This window comes from Stenotrophomonas sp. PS02300, assembly GCF_029959395.1.
Classification (GTDB): domain Bacteria; phylum Pseudomonadota; class Gammaproteobacteria; order Xanthomonadales; family Xanthomonadaceae; genus Stenotrophomonas; species Stenotrophomonas maltophilia_AD.
Genome location: NZ_JASCOP010000085.1, coordinates 1 through 18772 on the forward strand (window position 1 = coordinate 1; position 18772 = coordinate 18772).

Annotated in this window: 15 protein-coding genes and 4 pseudogenes; 13 read left to right on the plus strand and 6 right to left on the minus strand. The window is 63.3% G+C overall.

Going from position 1 to position 18772, the window contains the following annotated elements:
* Positions 1-58: 58 nt before the first annotated feature.
* The 10 genes and pseudogenes from QMX79_RS14525 to QMX79_RS14570 form a co-directional block, all read left to right on the plus strand.
* Positions 59-1507, plus strand: a complete 1449-nt coding sequence (locus QMX79_RS14525; RefSeq protein ID WP_282247373.1) for an amidohydrolase family protein — start codon at positions 59-61, stop codon at positions 1505-1507.
* Positions 1508-1844: 337 nt separating this feature from the next.
* Positions 1845-2606 (plus strand): CS1 fimbrial subunit B flags: Precursor, encoded by a 762-nt coding sequence (locus tag QMX79_RS14530; RefSeq protein ID WP_282247374.1) that lies wholly within the window; start codon positions 1845-1847, stop codon positions 2604-2606.
* 68 nt (positions 2607-2674) lie between these two features.
* Positions 2675-3175 carry a CS1 type fimbrial major subunit gene (locus tag QMX79_RS14535; RefSeq protein WP_282247375.1) on the plus strand — a complete coding sequence of 167 codons (501 nt, stop codon included), beginning with the start codon at positions 2675-2677 and terminating at the stop codon, positions 3173-3175.
* A gap of 91 nt (positions 3176-3266) precedes the next feature.
* Complete coding sequence (locus QMX79_RS14540; protein WP_282247376.1) at positions 3267-5813, plus strand: TcfC E-set like domain-containing protein; 2547 nt, start codon at positions 3267-3269, stop codon at positions 5811-5813.
* Positions 5810-7048 (plus strand): hypothetical protein, encoded by a 1239-nt coding sequence (locus tag QMX79_RS14545; protein ID WP_282247377.1) that lies wholly within the window; start codon positions 5810-5812, stop codon positions 7046-7048. Before QMX79_RS14540 ends, QMX79_RS14545 begins: the two co-directional genes overlap by 4 nt.
* Positions 7049-7220: 172 nt before the next feature.
* Positions 7221-7388, plus strand: a complete 168-nt coding sequence (locus tag QMX79_RS14550; protein WP_176472691.1) for a hypothetical protein — start codon at positions 7221-7223, stop codon at positions 7386-7388.
* A gap of 334 nt (positions 7389-7722) precedes the next feature.
* On the plus strand, positions 7723-8703 hold the full coding sequence (locus QMX79_RS14555; RefSeq protein ID WP_282247378.1) for an alpha/beta hydrolase-fold protein: 981 nt from the start codon (positions 7723-7725) through the stop codon (positions 8701-8703).
* A gap of 92 nt (positions 8704-8795) precedes the next feature.
* Positions 8796-10031, plus strand: a complete 1236-nt coding sequence (locus tag QMX79_RS14560; protein ID WP_282247379.1) for an ATP-binding protein — start codon at positions 8796-8798, stop codon at positions 10029-10031.
* Positions 9956-10333 (plus strand): zinc-binding dehydrogenase, encoded by a 378-nt coding sequence (locus QMX79_RS14565; RefSeq protein ID WP_282247380.1) that lies wholly within the window; start codon positions 9956-9958, stop codon positions 10331-10333. Before QMX79_RS14560 ends, QMX79_RS14565 begins: the two co-directional genes overlap by 76 nt.
* A gap of 150 nt (positions 10334-10483) precedes the next feature.
* Positions 10484-10741: pseudogene (locus QMX79_RS14570) on the plus strand (IS3 family transposase); the annotation flags it as partial.
* A 77-nt stretch (positions 10742-10818) separates the two neighbouring features.
* On the opposite strand, the gene QMX79_RS14575 reads toward QMX79_RS14570, so the two are convergent.
* The 4 genes from QMX79_RS14575 to QMX79_RS14595 form a co-directional block, all read right to left on the minus strand.
* On the minus strand, positions 10819-11586 hold the full coding sequence (locus tag QMX79_RS14575) for a hypothetical protein (RefSeq protein WP_282247381.1): 768 nt from the start codon (positions 11584-11586) through the stop codon (positions 10819-10821).
* A 449-nt stretch (positions 11587-12035) separates the two neighbouring features.
* On the minus strand, positions 12036-12692 hold the full coding sequence (locus QMX79_RS14585; RefSeq protein WP_282247383.1) for a LysE family translocator: 657 nt from the start codon (positions 12690-12692) through the stop codon (positions 12036-12038).
* A gap of 78 nt (positions 12693-12770) precedes the next feature.
* Positions 12771-13586, minus strand: coding sequence for an AraC family transcriptional regulator (locus QMX79_RS14590; RefSeq protein WP_282247384.1), 816 nt, complete (start codon positions 13584-13586; stop codon positions 12771-12773).
* A gap of 239 nt (positions 13587-13825) precedes the next feature.
* A complete protein-coding gene (locus QMX79_RS14595) occupies positions 13826-14962 on the minus strand; it encodes a tyrosine-type recombinase/integrase (protein ID WP_282247387.1) in 1137 nt (378 codons plus the stop codon).
* A gap of 191 nt (positions 14963-15153) precedes the next feature.
* Here QMX79_RS14595 and QMX79_RS14600 point away from each other — a divergent pair, with 191 nt between their 5' ends.
* The 3 genes and pseudogenes from QMX79_RS14600 to QMX79_RS14610 form a co-directional block, all read left to right on the plus strand.
* Positions 15154-15435: a hypothetical protein gene (locus QMX79_RS14600; protein ID WP_282247385.1), complete on the plus strand. Its 282-nt coding sequence runs from the start codon at positions 15154-15156 to the stop codon at positions 15433-15435.
* Positions 15436-15968: 533 nt separating this feature from the next.
* Complete coding sequence (locus tag QMX79_RS14605; RefSeq protein WP_282247386.1) at positions 15969-16940, plus strand: site-specific integrase; 972 nt, start codon at positions 15969-15971, stop codon at positions 16938-16940.
* A gap of 60 nt (positions 16941-17000) precedes the next feature.
* Positions 17001-17075: pseudogene (locus tag QMX79_RS14610) on the plus strand (transposase); the annotation flags it as partial.
* A gap of 102 nt (positions 17076-17177) precedes the next feature.
* On the opposite strand, the pseudogene QMX79_RS14615 reads toward QMX79_RS14610, so the two are convergent.
* Positions 17178-18504, minus strand: a pseudogene (locus QMX79_RS14615) (chloride channel protein).
* Between the two features lie 153 nt (positions 18505-18657).
* A pseudogene (locus QMX79_RS14620) lies at positions 18658-18772 on the minus strand (IS30 family transposase); the annotation flags it as partial.

An 18772-nucleotide genomic window follows, 5' to 3' on the forward strand; every position in this document is an offset into this window, starting at 1 on the left:
GGTGAATGCCTACCTCCGCACCGTATGGTGCGGAGGTCTTCCCTGTAGTGCGCCCGCCATGAACCTGAAAGTGCTGTCCGCGTTCCCGTTGCTGCTTGCCCTGGCTCCCGCTGCATTGGCCGCCGAGCAGGCCGACCTGATCATCCGCCACGCCACCGTGGTCGATGTCGAACATGCCACCACCCGTGCCGACCAGGCGGTGGTGGTGCGCGGCAACGACATCGTCGCGGTCGGCGACGACCGCGCGATCGCCAAGGAATGGAAGGCAGCGCAGCGCATCGATGGCAAGGGCCGCTTCCTGATTCCCGGCCTGTGGGACATGCACGTGCATTTCGGCGGCGGACCGGAGCTGATCGAAGAAAACAAGGCGCTGCTGCCGCTGTACATTGCCCACGGCATCACCACCATCCGCGACTGCTCCGGTGACCTGCCCACGCAGGTGCTGCAGTGGCGTGGAGAGATTGCCGGCGGCAGCCTGGAAGGGCCGCAGCTGTTCAGCTCCGGCGCCAAGATCGAAGGCATCAAGCCGGTCTGGAAGGGTACGCTGGAAGTGGGCAGCCAGGCCGACCTGGACGCTGCGCTGGCCCAGCTCAAGCGCGACCGCGTGGACTTCGTCAAGATCACCGACAGCACCCTGACCCCGCCGCTGTTCCTGGCCGCGGTAAGCGGCGCGCGCGCCAATGGCCTGCGTGCGTCAGGCCACATCCCGATGGCGCTGACCGTGCAGCAGGCGGTGGACGCCGGCATCAGCTCGATCGAACACCTCGATTACGCCTACAAGGCCGGGGTCAAGGACGAGGCCGCCATCGCCGCCGATTTCGCTGCCAAGCGTATTGACCGCGCCGAAGCCAATCGCCGGCTTGATGAAGGCTTTGATCGCGAGACCGCCATGGCCGCGTATCGCGGCTTTGCAGCCAAGGGTGTGTATGTCACGCCCACGCTCAATGGCGGCCGCATCCTCGACTTCCTCGACCAGGACAACCACGCCAACGATCCGTACCTGGCGTATATCGGCCCGAAGCTGCAGGCCACCTACCAGTGGCGGGTGGAACGCGCGGCCAAGGCCAGCCCGGCACAGATTGCCGACCGCCACCAGCAGTACCACCAGGTAGCGGCCGTGCTGCCGATGCTGCAGGAAGCCGGGGTGACCGTCATGGCCGGCACCGACGCGGGCTTCCTGAACTCCTTCAATTATCCGGGCATCGGCCTGCACGATGAGCTGAGCCTGTTCGTCAAGGAAGGCCTGACCCCCGCGCAGGCGCTGTCATCGGCCACCCGTGCAGGCCCATCCTGGTTCGGTACGCTGGACCGCTACGGTGGCATCGCCGAAGGCAAGGCCGCCGATCTGGTGCTGCTGGATGCCAATCCGCTGCAGGACATCCAGGCCACGCGCGCGATCAACACGGTGGTGCTGCGTGGCCATGTATATGACCGCAAGGCGCTGGACGCGCTGCTGGCACAGACGCGTGCCAAGGTTGCGAAGTGGCAGCAGGACGCTGCCCAGTAACGGCCTGCTCGAAGCACAATCAAGAGAAGGAACAAACGCCCCGCTCATCAGCGGGGCGTTCTCGTTTGGGCGCCACTGCAACTAATTGCAGTGGCGCATTGAGAAATATTGAATGTGACGCGCTGCAGCAGAACTTTACGCTGCTCCCCATTCAACGCGGCGATGCATTCGCACGTATCTGTTGGTCATTCCAATCGCAGTTGCAACCTATTGCAGTGCCTCTTGCAAAAAGTTGCACGTGGCGACAGGAGGCGGCTGCCTATTCTTCGCCCTCGATTCGAGATGGTTATGACAACCGCCTTTCGTGATCGACCCGTCAATAACAGGAGTCCCTTCGATGAAGCGTCTGATGACCGCGATGGCGGTAGCTATGGCCATGGCGATGTCAGCATCGCCTCATTCGGCCGAAGCCGCCGCCCCCAATATCCACGTCGGCGCGATGTACGAATACGCCGAACCGGGCAAAGGCGCGCTGCTCAAGCGGGTGCGCAACACCGGCGATGCAACGGCGTTCGTGCGCGTGCAGATCAGCGAGGTGCGCTACGCCGCCGACGGCACCCATCAGGAAATCCCGGTCGATACCTCCGGCACGGGTGCCGCCGCAGGGCTGATCGCCAGCCCGTCGCGGATGATCGTGCCGGCACAGGGCCAGCAGGCCACGCGCCTGCTGGTGCAGGGCGATCGCAGTGTTGAACGCTATTACCGCGTGCGCTTCGTGCCGGTGCTGCCGCAGTCCGAGGACGAGTTCGCGCTGACCGATGCGCAGCGTGATGACTACCGCAAAGAACTGTCGGCCGGCGTCAACGTCCTGACCGGCTATGGCGTGTTCGTGATCGTGCATCCCGACCAGGCCCGCTACGACGTGCAGACCGAAACGCAGGACACCTACGTGCAGCTGCGCAACGCAGGCAATACCACCGTGGTGCTCGACGACATCCGCCAGTGCAGTGCGCAGGACAAGGCGGCCAAGTGCTCGCCGTCGCGCAAGGTGCACCTGCTGCCCGAGCGCACCGAGCGCTTCACGCGCAGTGCCGGGCACCTGCACCGCTTCCAGATCGTTGAGGGGGACAGCCGCAAGGACGTCCTGCTCAGCCCCTAGGTTCCGCCCGGAACCGCCGTCCCGTCGCCGGACTCCAGGCGACACCTTCCCGTTGGAGATGTAACGCAATGAACCTCAAGACCACCGTCCTGGCCGCCGCAGGTGCCCTGATTCTGACCCCGGCTGCCGCCATGGCCGCCACCGAGCAGTTCCCGGTCCAGGTGACTGTTGAAGCAGTCATCCCGTCGTCTGCCGGCCTGCAGATCTCGCCGGTCGGCGATTGGGCCGGCCAGACCCAGTCCATGCGCTGGAACATCGCGACCGAGCGTCTGGACCCGATCCAGCAGCAGATCGACATGAAGAGTGGCCTGGGCGCGATCAACGCCTACCTGACCACCGAAGCGCTGCTGACCAGCGCCGGCAATGCGATCGACCTGACCGTGGCCGTTGCCGGCCAGGAGCTGCAGGTCGGCTCCGCCAATGCGGTTGAAGTGGCCACCCCGACCGAAGCCGCGGCCAGCAAGCGTGCCGCGGTTGCCATCACCGCCGCTGCCCCGACCGGCGACGGCTACGTGCACGGCAACTATCAGGGCAACGTTTTCATGATGTTTGAAAGCGGCACCCCGTAACGCCGCGCGATTGCGCATGCACCACCCCGGCAGCTGCGGCTGCCAAGGAGGGGCGCTCCCGCGCCCCTCTTTCTTGCACACAGGAATGGCCATGTCACCGCGTCTGCTTCCCCTCGCCACCGCCGTCATGCTCTATTGCAGTGCTGCAGCAGTGCAGGCTGCGCCTGCGGCGCTGGAAAGCCTCACGCTGCTCGACCAGGCAGGAGGCCTGCCCGATGACTTCCGTGACCATTTCTTCGACGTGCCCCTGGTGGTACGTGTCGAACGCGATGGCCAGTACCTGGGCGATGCCCGGGCGCTGCTGACCCGCGAAAACACCTTGTCGCTGTTGGAATTCACCGACAGCCACGACAGCACCGAACCGGCCTCCGAACGCGAGCGCTGGTTGAAGGTGCTGGCAGCGCCGCGCCCGCTGGGTGCGTGCGAGCAGGCCTGCACTGATGGCCTGGTGCGGCTTCACTACAGCCTGGAGAGCTCGCTGCTCTCCCTTGCCACCGAAGCGGGTGGCCGCGCGGCGGAGCAGGTGCGCCACCTTGCGCTGCCCGAAGGCGGCAGCCGTGGCCTGATCCTTCGCCACCAGCTCAACGCCTATGCGGGCGAGGGCGTGAATGCCGCCGGCCGCTATGCCGTGGACGCGCAGGGCAGCCTGGGCCAGTGGACGCTGGTGGGCAACTACCAGGTGGACCGCAGTGGCGACGATGAAAGTGCGCTGCGCCATTCGGTGCAGAGCCTATACGCGCAGCGCGAATTCCGCGACAACTTCCTGCGCGTGGGCTACTTCCTGCCCAACTTCCAGGGCGTCACCCGCCAGCCGCGTGCGCCCGGGTCGCTCAGCCACACCACCGTGGGCATGATGGCCGGCTCATCGGACAGCCTGGCCATCGATTCGCGCGCGCCCAGCCTGTACCCGGTGTACGTGACCGCCAACCGCGAGGGCACCGTGGAGGTGTTCCGCGACGGCAGCCTGGTCCTGACCCAGCCCCTGCAGCCGGGCCTGCAGGAACTCGACACCCGGCGCCTGCCGGGCGGCATCTACGAGGTCGAACTGCGGGTCATCGAGGACGGGCGCGAAAGCTCGCGCGAAACCACCGTCATCCACAAGCCCGGCAACTGGCGCGACCCGAGCCGCCGCTGGCGCTACAGCGCGTTCGCCGGCGTCCAGCACAGCCTGCTGGACAGTCTGGAGGACCCGAATGCCGGCGCGTTTGCCGCGGGTGGCATCGTCAACTATCTGGCCCATCCGCGCGCGATCGTCGGCCTGTCTGCCCAGCACCTGGATGGCGAGAATGCCTTCGCCGGCTCGCTGGACTGGCAGATCAACGACCGTGCCAACCTCTACACCAACGCCTACAGCGGCGACCATGGCAGTGGCGTGGACCTGCAGGGCATGTGGCGCTACGGCAAGGGCACCGTGATTGCCTCGCACAACCGCAGCTGGCAGGAGCGTCGCCGTCCCGGTGATGATGCCTACCCGCCGCTGCCGCCGGGCTCGGAGGCGCCGCAGACCCGTTCGGGCTGGCTGCAGACCAGTGCGCTGAGCATGAACCGTCGCTTGGGCGACAGCAGCCACATTGCCGCGCGCGTGTCGCATCACAGCGGAACCAGCAACGGCGTGGGCTTGGATCTGTCGTTCAGCCGCCGCCAGACCCTGTTCGGCAGCGACGCCACCTGGCGTGCGGCGGTGTTCGACCGCCCGGGCAACGCGAGCAGTGGCATGCGCCGGAATCGCGGCGTGGACTTCACCCTGAACATCGCGCTGGGCCGCGAAGGGCGCCGCTACAGCGGCAGCCTCGGCAGCCGTACCGCCACCCATGGCGGGCGCAGCCTGTATGCCAGCGCGGGCGCCCAGCAGAGCTATGAAGAGGGCCTGCTGCGTAGTGTAGCCGGGCAGGCCACGCTGGACAGCGACGGGCTGGGCCTGAGCACGAACGCGCAGTTCGAGCATCCTGCACTGCGCGGTGACATGCATGCGCAGCGCTCGTCGCTGGGCGGCAATCTCAGTGGCGGTCTCAACCTGGAAAGCACCATGGCCATTGGCGTCGGCAAGCTCGCCATCGCCGGTGCGGGTCAGGTCAGCAGCGTCGATACCGGCATGATCGTGGACGTGAGCACGGAGCTGCCCGACGTGGCACTGCGCGCGCACGACAGCCGCGGCGGCTCGTACGTGCTGCACCCGGGCCGCAACTTCCTGCCGGTTACCGCCTATCGCACGGGCGCCCTGCAGATCGACTTCCATGGGCGCGCCGCACCGGCGGCCAGCATCCAGCCGGCCACGCTGGACTATCACCTCAACAAGGGTGGCGTGGCCTACGGCAAGGTGGAAGTGCTCAGCACCTTCACAGTGATGGGCCACCTCAAGGACACCGCTGGTAACCCGCTGGCTGGCGCCCACGTGATCAACCATGCCGGGCGCAGCGTCGCCGAGGCGGACGGGTTCTTCGCGCTGGAAATGAGTGCGAAAACCCCGACGCTGGAAGTTCGCCACCCCAAGGTGGCCGGTTGCAGCTTCGCGTTCGACGGCACCACCACCCGCCCCGAAGGCGACACCTGGCTGGTCGGCATCCTGCAGTGCCCGCCGTCCAACTTCACCCAGGCGCAGTCCGGACCAAGCGCACCGGCTGCTGGAGCAATGCCATGACCATCTCGATTCACTCAACCAGGGTTCGCCTACGACTGCGCCGGGCGCTGTGTGTGCTGGCACTGCTCATGGGCGTTGGTAGCGCGCATGCGTCGGATATCCTTATCACGGCAGAGTTCAAGCCCAGCGTCCTCAATCCGGACAAGCGTGAGTTTGTCAACACCACGCCGTGGTCCGGGGTGTGCAACAGCACGCACCTGCAGGCCTGCATCAACAACAATTGGTGGAGCATCGACACGGGGATCCGTGGAGCGAAGCACGCCATCCGCGAGGATAACTACGGTCCGAACGGGTTCTATGTCGGCATGCCATCGGCGCGGACGGTAAATGTCACATCGGACGATGGTGCGCACACGTTCGATCTCAAGTTCAGCATCATTGGAACGGCGTTGCGACTCTGGGACCAGGACGGCGATGGTCGCACTGAACCGGCGTCTCTTGGTGCGGCAAACAACTGCGGCTTCGGTTTGACCAACCGGAACGCCAACAACCGCAGCGTCATGCGCATGATGCTGCGTCGGGACGGTGGCGAAGGCGTGGTGGCGTGTGCACTGCATTGGATTGACACGAACAACTACGTCATGAGTGAGTTCGACTTCACCTACAAGCTGACGACTCCCGAGCCGTTAGGCATGCCTAGCGGTGTGTACCGGGGCATGACGATGTTCCGAGTGGGCGGCACCGGCGAGGGCGCCGATTTCGATCTGGGCAACGGCATGGTGCTGGACGACAACGTGGTGAACGTCCACTTCGAGCTGGACGTGCATCATCCTTTCGAACTCGAGCTGCCGCCGGGTAGCGATCGCGCCGTGCTCGCCCCGAAGGGCGGCTGGACGCAGTGGAGCGATCATGGGATCGTGCCGAAGACGCTTGAGCGGGAGCTTCCGTTCACTGTCAGCAGCTCCGGCCAGTTCAGTGTATCGCTGCAGTGCCAGTACCCGTTACCCGATGGCCGATGCGCGATCCGCAACATGACCCAGACTGCGGAGGATGCACCGCTGGACATCCACCTGACATTGCCGGGCTTCCGTGTGGCATCCACCGGGGAAGACGCGGTGGGCCTGCCGCTGACGACGACCATGGCGCCGCCTGTCTTCACCACGCAGTCGCTGGTGATCCGTCGGCCCTCGCGGCTTCACTTTGCGGTCAATGGGGAGCCGGTCAACAAGATGCTGGACCACCCCGGCAGCCACTATCGCGGTGACGTTACCGTGATCTTCGATGCGGATCCTTGAGTCATCTGCTGTGCGACAACGGCGTGACGAAGAACGCGCTCAGTTCTGAACTGTTTACGTACATGCGTGATGCGTTGACGCGCGGGCTTTCCACCGCACACGGCGGTAACGCGGCGATGCCTAGTGTTGGCTCACCGGCATCGCTTTCGACGCCGTCTACCGGAGAAGCATGATGGGCAACCAACAGAATCCGCAGCAGGGCCAGCAGAATCCGCAGCAGGGCCAGCAGAACCAGCAGAACCAGAAAGACCAGCAGCGCCAGGGCCAGCAGCAACAGCAGGACCAGAACCAGAAGGGCGAGCGCAACCAGCAGGGCGGCCAGCAGGAAGAAGAAGAATAAGCTGCTGCGCAGACGGAATAACGAGAGTCCGGCCTTTTGGCCGGACTTTCTGTTTGTTGGGTCACGACCAACGGTCGTGACCTACCGGTGCAGGGAAGGAACACCGGTCGTGAGTTGCCGGTGCAGGGAAGGAACACCGGTCGCGAGTTGCCGGTGCAGGGAAGGAGCACCGGTCGTGAGTTACCGGTGCAGGGAAGGACCAGCGGTCGTGAGTTACCGTTGCGGGGAAGGACCAGCGGTCGTGGGACCGTTGCGGGGTGTTCACCAGGCAAGTGATACCCATTCGCATTTGCGGTACACTGGGGCGATCGCCTTGCCCTGAGTCGTGCCTGCCGTGCTTTCCAGTCTGATTGCTGTTCTCTCCCCGTGGTTGCGCAACGTTGGCGCTGCTGCGGCACTGGGCGTGGTCGCGATGGCGCCGGCGGCCGCCCAGCAGCGCAATCCCCTGCAGACCGTCGGCGAGACCGTGCTGGACCAGCCGGCGCAGAGCTATCGGTTCGAACGTTTCGTTATTGAAAGTGGCGAGCCCGCACGGCGTTGGCGCGTGAACATCGGTGTCCCCACGCGCAAGGCCAGCGCGCCGGCGCCGGTGCTGTACATGCTGGATGGCAATGCAGCGGCCATGGTGTTCGACCAGGCCTTGCTGAGCGACCTGGCCGCACATGCTGCGCCGTTGCTGGTGTTCATCGGCTATGACAACGACCTGCGCATCGATTCGCCCGCCCGTACGCTCGATTACACCGCCTGGGTGGACACGGCCAACGACGAGAACGGCACCTCGCAGTCCAGTGGTGGCGGCGCCGAGGCGTTCCTCGAGGTAATCCAGCAGCAGATCAAGCCTGAGGTGGAGCGCCGTGCCCGCGTGGACACGAAGCAGCAGGCGCTCTGGGGTCATTCGCTGGGCGGGTTGTTCGTGCTCAGCACCCTGTATACGCAGCCCACCGCCTTCCAGCAGTACGTCAGCGCCAGCCCTTCGTTGTGGTGGAGCCAGGGCGCGCCGCAGGGCGCGATGGAGCAGGGCTTCATCGCCCATCCCTCGCCGGCGAAGGTGTGGCTGATGCTTGGCGGTGACGAACGCAGCGGCAACCGCGGCGTGCGTGACATGAGCAACCCGCGCGTGGTCGCCCATCTGCGCCGTATCGCAGGCGCCACGCCCGATGCTGCGCATGCGTTGAGCGGGCGCTTGGCCAAGGTGCCGGGCGTGCAGGTCACCTACCGCGAATTTCCCGGTCTGGGCCACGGCCCGATGCTGCCGGCATCGCTGAAAGCCACGTTGGCCGCGCTGTATGGCGTGGCCGACAAGAGCGCCGATTGAGTTTTCCCTTACCCAGGCTGCGCCGATCCGGCCCTGCCAAGGCAACCCTTGTGACACGCGCCGCTGGCGCGCCCCTACAGAAGGAGTCTGCTATGTCCCGATTGGTTTCCCTCCCGCGCGTTGCCGCGCTGGCCCTGGCCCTGTCGCTGGCTACCGGTGCGGTGTCCGCACAGCCGGTGTTCGATGCGCCCGCCAACGGCTTCCGCGGCACGGTAAGTGCCCGTAATGAGAACGTGATTCCGGGCAGCACCGCCGAGGTCACCGGCCGCGCGTTCGTGCCCGGCCAGCAGGTGACCCTGCTGCGCGGCGAGACCGTACTCAACGCCACGCCGGTGGTGGTGGACGAGCAGGGCAACTTCAAGGCCAGCGTGCAGATCCCGGCCGACGCCGTGCCCGGCCAGCACCCGGTGGTGGTGCGCGCCAGCCAGCCGGCCGCCGCGACCGTGGTTGCGCTGCGGGTGTCGCCGAACCTGCCGCTGAGTGGCCAGCAGGCATTCAAGCAAAGCTCAGGCAAGCTGGTCCAGGGCCTGTACCAGAGCGCCTACAGCGCGGGCAGCAATGCGCTGTTCGTGACTTCGGCGGTGGGCCGCCCGCCGGTGACCCAGTCGCAGCTGCTGAAGGTGGACCCGAAGACCCTGAAGGTGGTCAAGGCGATCACCCCGGCGCAGGTGCCTGACGCCAAGGGCGGCAGCGTGTTCGCCGTGTACGGCGTGGGCGTGGACGATGCCAACGGCAACGTGTGGGTCAGCAATACCCGCCAGGACACCGTGGCGGTATACCGCCAGTCGGACCTGTCGCTGGTGCACCAGTTCCCGGTGGGCGCGGTGCCGCATGCGCGCGACGTGGTGGTGGATGCCAAGCGCGGCAAGGTATTCGCGTCAGCGGCGGGCGAGGATCACCTGTCCGTGTTCGATGCCAAGACCTTCAAGGCGCTGGAGCCGATCACGCTGGCATCCGGCGTGGACGACGAGAAGTTCGTGCCGATGAGCCTGGTGCTGGATGAAGCCAGCGGCAAGCTGTTCACGGTGAGCATCGGCACGCCCGAGGCGGCGGTGATCGACGTGGCCAGCGGCAAGGTCGAGAAGGTCATCGACCTGGGCAATTCGATCAGCGCCTCCGGGGTCGCCTTCGATGCGAAGCGCAACCGCCTTTTCGTGGCGTCGCAGGGCACCGACAACCTGCTCATCGTCGACGTGGCCAGCGGCAAGGTGCTGCACGATGTGCCGGTAGGCGCGGGCGCATTGAACGTGGCGTGCAAACGCCCGACTGGGCCAGGGCGGTTGCCGATCTCACAGAGGACGAGGGCGCCGACCACATCCTGGAGATGATCGGCGGCGACAACCTGCGCCAGTCTGTGCAGGCTTTGGCCGGCGGCGGGCATATCCTCCAGATCGGCTTCATGGAGGACACCGAGCTGCGGATGCCAGCGATCCCGCTTCAGCTCCGACGTGCCACATTGCGCGGCGTTTCCGTTGGGCACCGACGCTCGTTTGAAGGGATGAACCTTGCCATCGACTCGTTCGGCATCAAGCCGGTGATCGATCGGGTGTTTTCCTTCTCCGAAGCGCCTGCCGCGTTCAAGCGGCTTCAGGAAGGACCATTCGGGAAGGTAGTCATTGGGGTTGCATGACGGGCATTGGGGCCGGGATCGACCACAGCTTCCAGCATTCGACCGGTCAGCCGAGCAAGAGAGGTAGGTCCTGGGCGAGCCGGCAACAGGCGCAAGTCGTTCGGGCAATTTCCCATCACCGCCGGCGTCTGGAGAGAGTAGGCCATACACGACTGGCAAGATCTTCTGAAAGTGCATGGACTCGTCAGCAGCATGAGCCGGCGAGGTAACTGTCACGACAACGCGGTCGCCGAGAGCTTCTTCCGACTTCTCAAACGCGAGCACATCAAGCGTCGGATCTACGTGACACGCGAGGAAGCAAGGTCCGACGTCTTCAACTACATCGAGATGTTCTACAACACCAGACGACAGCACGGACACAACAACGGGTTATCTCCGGTAGAGTTTGAAAAGCAGCAATCAAAATGAGGCTTCGGGGTGTCTACAGAAGCCGGGGCGATTCAACTGGTCGCTCCCTGGGTTCAGCGGCAATACGACTCGGCCTTCTATTTGAGGGACCTCATCAGGAGCGCTAGCACTCCGACACACAGGCCTGTTGAGAGTAGGGAGGCTATCAGCGCGCGCTTCGGGTCTCCGTATAGTTTGCGGCGGACTGCCTTGCGGTTCTTGTCGAGATGGCGGTGCACAAGCAGCCATAGACAGGCGGGCAGCAGAATCAGCGGTGAGTTGATCGCCCAATGAAACAGAGGCTCAGCGAAGCTTCGATGGTTCATTGACCATGTGAGCCACTGGGTCAGAAGACCAAGGTACAACGCCAGCGAGCTAACCTGGACGACATGGAATCGGTACCCGACCCGCGGCCGCGCCCGTAGATCCCACTGAGTCACCACGATTTCCAAGCGGTGCATGAGCATTGCCATCGCTGCTATGAGCCCGATGAGGGCGCATCCAAAGACCGGGATCAGAGCACTGCTGAGCTCAAGCATCGTCTTCAGTTGGTCAAATGCGATCTGGCCAGTCTTGGCCACGGCCTTGGCTTCATTCATATCAGCGAACATGGACTGAAGCTGGCCGTATGCGACGGCCCATGGTCCAGTTGCAACGCTGATCAGTGCAAGACCGCCCAAGAAGCGCTTCCACAGGCGCGTTCGGGGTGTCACCGGGAATGACCGCGGATTGCCCCAGAGCGGAAAGACTGCCAAGAGCATGTAAGGATGACCTTCGGTCCATCGCCTTGCCTGCCGCTGCGTCTTGTGTGCGATTGCTTTTAGCGTGCGAGCCTTCCGGATCGCTGCGTCCTCGAGCAGGTCCATAAGCGCCGATGTTCTATAGGCAGCGCGAATTGCCCATCCCATACGGCTAGAGGTTCGCTTCAGCGCCTTGCGCAGCATACTTGGGGTGGGTCGATTGAATGATTTCACGTCGACAACTGTAAGGGCCGTAGTCGATGTGAGGCGACAACCACAGTGCATCTCTTGGTTCCAACAATTGCTCTAAAGATCCGACCATCCCGGCCGCCGAACAATCACTTTTCTAGTGTCCGCAGGAGGCTGGCTGCGCTTCACAACATGGTCGGATGCAGCAGCTAACACTATGGGCAAGTTGATTCAGTGCCTTAGCAGAGAAATGACTGTTCTCGGAACGATTCCTGGCCAACCCTCATTATTGCCAAGGTGTTCGTGCTGGACGACATCCAGGAGGCCCATCGTTACCTTGAAGCGAACCAGCAAGTCGGCAAGATCATGGTGGCCGTACCGGCAACCTAGCGCATGAGCAGGGTGCTGATAACTCCTGCGGAGAGTGCGATCAACATGACGCCGGATCCTCGCTGCAACCAGGGCAGGGCGCGCGAAAAGCGTTGCAGGACGGCACGGTTTCCGATCAGACCGGCCACCATCAGGTCCCAGAGCAGGACGACGCCGAACATCCACAGGCCATAGACGGCCTTCCAGCCCGCGCTGGCATGCGGCCCGCTGAGCATCGACGCCAGGCTGGTGTAGAACAGCGCGTTCTTCGGATTGAGGATCCCCGACAGGAAGCCCATCCCAGTTGCGCGCAACCAGGCGCGGGCCTGCCGTGCGGGGCGGTTGGAGGGATGGCTGGAGGGATGGCTGGAGGCTCTCACCTGCTCCAGCCCAGTGGCACCGGCGTGGCGAACGAACAGGATGCCGAGATAGAGCAGGTACGTGCATCCTGCGGCCTGCAGGATCACGAACGGGGTGCTGCCAGGACGCAGCACAGCGGTGCCCGCGAACGCGGTGATGATGAAGACGCCGTTGGCCATGGCGATCCCGAGGCAGGCGCCGCTGGCGATGCGCCAACCGCTGGACAGCGACGTACGGGCTACCAGGAAAAAGTCAGGGCCAGGCAGCAGCAGCGCCATGAAGTGCGCTGCGGCGATGATCAGAAATTGCTGCATCCAGAATACACAGTCGAGGAGGTCGCTCGAAGGATGTCGGTTCAGGATCGGCCTGTATTGAAAGGAATTGCAGTCGCGTCATGACCGGAAGCTGCCTGGGGTGACGCCGACGTGCGCTTTGAACACCCGCTGGAAGTGCGCCTGGTCAGCAAATCCCAGCTCGTGGGCTACCCCGATGATGCTCGCGCCAGCACGGATCCGCTCCCGTGCAAGATTGACACGTTCGTTCAATTTCCAGGCATGGGGTGTCATGCCGGTAGCGGCACGAAAGGCGCGGATCAACTGATAGCGACTCATTCCCGCCCGCTGCGCCAGATCCACCAGCGAGGTGTCAGTGCCCGGCTGCGTACTCAGGAATTCCAGCACGGGAGCGATCTGTACTGCCGTTCGTCGGGTGGGTCCCGGCCGAGGAATGTGCAGGCCCTGGGTCTCGTCGCACTGACCGATGAACTCGATCAACGCGGCCTCCTTGTCGCGACAGTCGGCCGTCGAAAACAGCAGGGCGTTCAGGCGGCAGAAGCGCGCATGCACGATGGGGTCGACCAGCACGCGAACCGGCTCCCCATCCTCGGCAGCGCTCGCCAACGCTATATATTCCTGACGGACGGCCTGTCGCCAGGCCGCATCCAGGTGAAGCATCTGATAGCTCCACGCCGTATCAGGCAGTGGATTGCAGGCATGCACGCGCGAGGCCGGCACGAACACCACCGCCCCCCTGTGCAGAGTGACGGCGCCGCAAGCCGCGCCGGTGAACAGACTGGTGCCCTGGTCCACCGCCCCGATGGAGAAAGTCGGATGGCTATGTGTCCTGTAGCAGGCCCGGCTGTCGCAGGCGCGCCGGCTTTCGACGTACGGCATGGCCGCATCGCGCCAGAATTCGGTGGTGGCGTTCATTCGTTGATGATATCCCCAACCGCGCTCCCCCTATGGTTGGAAGCGCCGTTGCCCGCGGGCGACCACCATGCGATGAGGTCCGGCCAGCGCGGTGGAGCGCTGCTTGATGTCCTGCATGGGCGCAACGACAACGCCAGAAGCCCTCAAACGGTGCGCTCGGGCGATTGATGAAACTGGAACTCAGTCCAGCTGACGCTGCCCGAAGACGGGGGGGCGATAACGCCGCCAGACCATTGTGCCTAGGCGTCTGCGGAGTCTGATCCCTCAGCTAACCCAGCGATACCGCCTGTAAGCGCCTTCCTTGCGCCTTCAAGCATTCGCGCGGCAGGGTTGATCTCAGCCGCACCCGCTTGATAGTAGCCAATGACGCTGACAACGGACCTGTGATCGGTCATCGCCATGATGGCCGGAAGCGCAATTCCTTGCCGCGCCCCTTCAGTCACGAAGCCCGATCGAAGGCTATGCCCACCAAAGTCACCTATCAAACCAGCTGCCTGTGCACGAGTTTGGATAATCGTGGCCACTGACTTCGGGGATAGACCCGCGCCGACACGTCCGTAAGCAAGCTGGCGAAACAGGAAGCCCTCTTGAAGGCCAGCGGCCACTACCCAGGATCGAATGGCCTCGGCGGGTGCTCCCAACAACGGTTTGTCCGGGGAACCACCTGACTTGACGCCGTCCTGAAGCGTCTTGCCAATGTCCAGGTGGTAGAGGTAGCCCCCATCAATAGGCGTTAGCTTGGCCAAGGTGGCACGGGCGGTCTCGCTCCGCCGTCGTCCGCCGCTGGCGAAGGCGAAGTAGAGCAGGGCACGATCACGCTTGCCCACCAGGTCATCACCGCAAGTAGCAATCATCGCCATTAGTTCGGTCGCGGTGATGGCAGTCTTCTTGCTTGGGCGTTCGCCGCGCTTATGGGCGGCGCGACGGCCCCTGGCCAACAGTTGCCGGACCTCACTGCTTTCGCAGGGATTGGCCAGCTTGAGGAGCTGATGGGCGCTGGAGAGCACCGCAACGCGGTGGACGATGGTCGATAGCTTCAGCGGTCCCTGGCGCTGCTTGAATTTGCCTTCCACCAGTAGCGCATCCATTGCCGGAGGCAGCTCCCACGTCAGCGCATCGCCTGAGCGCCTAGCCAGATGATCAATGATGAACTGGATGACGCAGGCGGCTTCAACAGGCATTGAAATGGGCGCCCCGTAGCGGCACTGGAACCAGGCCGCCCAGTAGCGCAGGGCGGTGGCGTAGCTGCGTGTCGTGTTTGCTGATGCTGCCTCTGCAAAGACTTCGCGCACAGCGTCTGCAGACGACTGCGACAGCAGAGAGGCGGCCGAACCTACGGGAGGTGAGGTCGTCAGGGATGGCGGCGGGGCATTCATAGGTGGCTGAAAATAATGGGGAAATATACGCATGCTTCCGATAAATATATCTTATCGGAAGCCTGAAAACATCGGGGCAGGGGGCGTCTATCGCCCATCTTCGGACCGCTAGCACCGTCAGCATTGCGTGACACGCGTCGCGTTTACTAAGATTCCGCCGACACAGTGAGTGTCAGTCTCGAGGGATCGAAATGGCTGTCTACGTCGTCACCTGGAACTTGAATCGGGAAGTAAACTACACCGCGAAGCGAACCGCGTTTCTCAATCACCTGGATCGGCATGAAAACGTTGCTGATCCGAACCTGGAGACTGTCAGGTGGATATCAACGAACCTGTCCGCAGGTGCGTTGTGCGCGGACTTGAAGCTGAAGATCGACGCGAACGATGCCATATTTGTTGCGCAGCTTGCTAACGGTAGCTACAGCGGATTCATGAGGCCTGCCACCTCTGCTTGGATCGCTCAACGCCTGTAGCTCCTGTGCATTTGGACTTGGTGCTGCATTGGCACCAAGTCTTCCTACAACCTCGTTCGACGGACCGCGCAAGAAGAGTGCTTTCATTGGCGATGTCCCAACTTGGTTGCGTTGCGTTGACGGCTGCACCATTTCCGCTGCAGCTGAGGACGCAGCAACCTGGAAACATCATTGGGGATGCTCCAAGTTCGCGACCTACCATTGGCGATGCACCAAGATCACGACGAGCCATTGGGAGTGCACGCAGGTCAGCGCGTCGATTGCCCCAAGTTGCTGCATACGCTGCACCAAGTTCACTGCGCTCAACAACTCCACGTCTCCGGCGCCGTCAACACCAGCAGCACTGGGGTGATGGCCGGCACTGACTGCAGTGGCAAAAAGTGCGATGATATAACGTAACATAATCTATATTATGCGAAAAAGTGGTACTTCTCCAAGTGTTGCGTGAAAGACTGCTTCCAGCTCCTTTTGACCGCAACAGCAAGCACGATTGATGGTACAAATTAGGCTGCTTGGCTTGCTGGGATCTGCCTGTGCTCTGCCTGCTTATGGATCCTTTGGTTCCAAGCCCGCTACGTGGCGGCTTGCTTGTTGATGATGTTCAAAGGTTGCCACGGTACTGGGCTGGTGTTTGGGCTTTGATGGCCAACCATGACCTCGCGGCATCCAGCCAGATCAAAAAACTTCGGCACATCGAGAATCTGTACGGTCATGCGGACCGTCTGTTTGGCAGCCATGCGTTAGATGACGCGTTGGGCAGCCTGAACGATGCCGTGCTCGCAGACATCCTGGAGTCCTGGTTCATATCGATCCGAAATCAACCTTCCGTGGGCCCAGCGGATGAGTCGCGCTGGCGATCCGGGCATGAATTCGTCGTATCAATCGTTACTTGGTTGTCCAAGACAACGATCTCGACCGACCGCATCCGACAGATCGAGACCCGACTGCATCGCTTGTCACATCTGTACGGGCAACTGCACATCCGCCAAGGCAGGCACACGAATCAGATCCGATCGCTGCCGGCAAGCGTAATCCAGGCGTTATATGAAGTCCTGGACCCATCATCTGCCCGCAATCCCTTCCAACGCAGGAATACGCGGTGGCTCGCCTTCGTGGCCTTCCTGTTGATGCTCCACCAAGGCCTTAGACGCGGCGAGTTATTGCTCCTTAGCGCGGACGTGATCAAAAATGCCTTTGACGAAAGTCAGCAGCGATCCCGTTGCTGGATGGACGTGCAAGAAAGCAAATATTCCGGCGACGATGGTGATCCGAGGTACTCCAGGCCCAGCATCAAGTCGGCGAGTTCGGTCCGTCAACTGCCGGTAAGCAATGCGATCGCTGGGCTGATCCAGACCTACGTCGAAAACTATCGAGGAAAACCAAGCCACGCCTTTCTGCTGAACACACAGCAAAATAGTCCGTTGTCGACAGAATCAGTTACGAAGATGTTTGGAAAGATATCCGCCTGCCTCCCACCTTCGATCCGCCAAGAATTGAAGGACTGAATCGCCCAGGGTTCCGTAGACACCTCGCAGCCATAAACTATGGCTTAGGCGGAGGTGGTTATGAGCACGAAGCGGTACACCGATGAGTTCAAGATCGAGGCGGTCCGGCAGATCGTTGAGTACGGCCGTCCGGTACCCGCCTATCACCGCCACTCTTAGCAGCACGTTGCCTGCCGGGACCGCCCACTGATGCATCCAGCCAATTTGAATCGGCGAGATCGCGGCAGCGACAAATGGTTACGATTTGCTGCTCGGTTGCTGCAAACCCGGCGACAGCAACTGCTCCGCCAGTCCCTTGTATATCGGCGTCCGGCACACCAGCCCGGACATCCCACGGGCAGTGAGTACCGTTGCCAGGATAGGCAGCAGCAGATCGCCACTGTCCGTCAGTTCGAGCGAGATGACCGCCGAGGTCAATGGCGCCTGGGTGACACCGGTAAGGTATGCGCACATGCCCAGCAGCACGAACGCGCGCGGGTCCACGCCGGGCATCACCACCGCTAGGTTGTGGCCCAGGCCGGCGCCGACGGCCAGGGCCGGTGAGAACAGTCCGCCCGGAATGCCGGCCGCATAAGAGGCCAGGTTCGCCAGCAGCTTCATCAGCCCAAACTCGTGCCCAACCGTCGGTTGACCCTGCACAAGACTGCGCGCTTGCTCATAGCCGGTGCCAAAGGCCCCATCGCCGCACAACGCCGCCAGCGCAACCACTACCAGCCCGCAGCCAGCTTCCAGCAACACCGGATGCCGCTGCCGCACGTTGCCCAGCCAGCGCGGGCGCCCTGCAGCACTGGCCAGCACCATGCGGGCAAATACCCCGCCCAGCAGACCAGCCACCACCCCGCACAGCAGGATGGCCAACCACGCGTGTCCCAACGGAAGGCCGGCTGTCACATGGCCGAAGTAGGTGTAGTTCCCCCAGAATGCCCAGCGACACCACGCCGCCGCCGATGACCGCAGTCAGCAGCGTTCCCGAGAACCGATGCTCGAAGCGCCCGCTGAGTTCTTCAATGGCGAACACAATGCCGGCCAACGGCGTGTTGAAGGCCGCCGCGATACCGGCCGCACCACCCGCCAACAGGAAGTGCGACAGCTCCCGCGGGTCTTTGAAACCAAACCAGCGGCCAAACAGGTACATCAGGCTGGCGCCCACGTGCGCCGTTGGCCCCTCGCGACCCACCGATGCACCTCCCAGCAGCGACAGCGAGGTCAGGAGCAGTTTGCCTGCCGAAACCGCCGGTGAAAGGTTGGTTTTCCGGAATGCTTCATCGGGCTTGTCCAGCGCCGCTATCACCTGGGGAATGCCACTGCCCCGGGTGGGACGAAGCACCCCGCCGGTCAGCCACGCCAGCAGCGCAAAGATTCCCGGCGTGAGCAGCAGCGCCCACCACGGCGAGTGCTCAATGGCGCGTCGAAACAGGGCAAATGCCGCATCGCTGGCCTTGGAAAAAAGGATCGCGGCGAGCGCAACCACCACCGCGCCCGTCCAGAGGGCGGCACGGCGCCGCCATGCCTCGCTCCGCAACTGGCTGGTCAGGTGCGTCTGGATTCGGCGAATGTAGGTCATGACCTTAGTATGGCCACCGTCGCCGGGGACGGAAAGGCAGCTGCTCGGCGAGTGACCTTGCCTGATGTGGCCGGCACGGACCGGACACCTGTCCTTCGCCCGATATACATCGCCAAGCCTTCCCCCTCCAATGGTTCGCTTTCGGCCTTGGATTCAACCGATCGACGCAACGGTTCGTCGGTATCGCTCGACGGGTGTTTCGTAGCCTAACGTCTTGCGGGGCCGCTCGTTCAGTTGGCGGGCAACTGCATCAAGCTGAGCTTGAGAG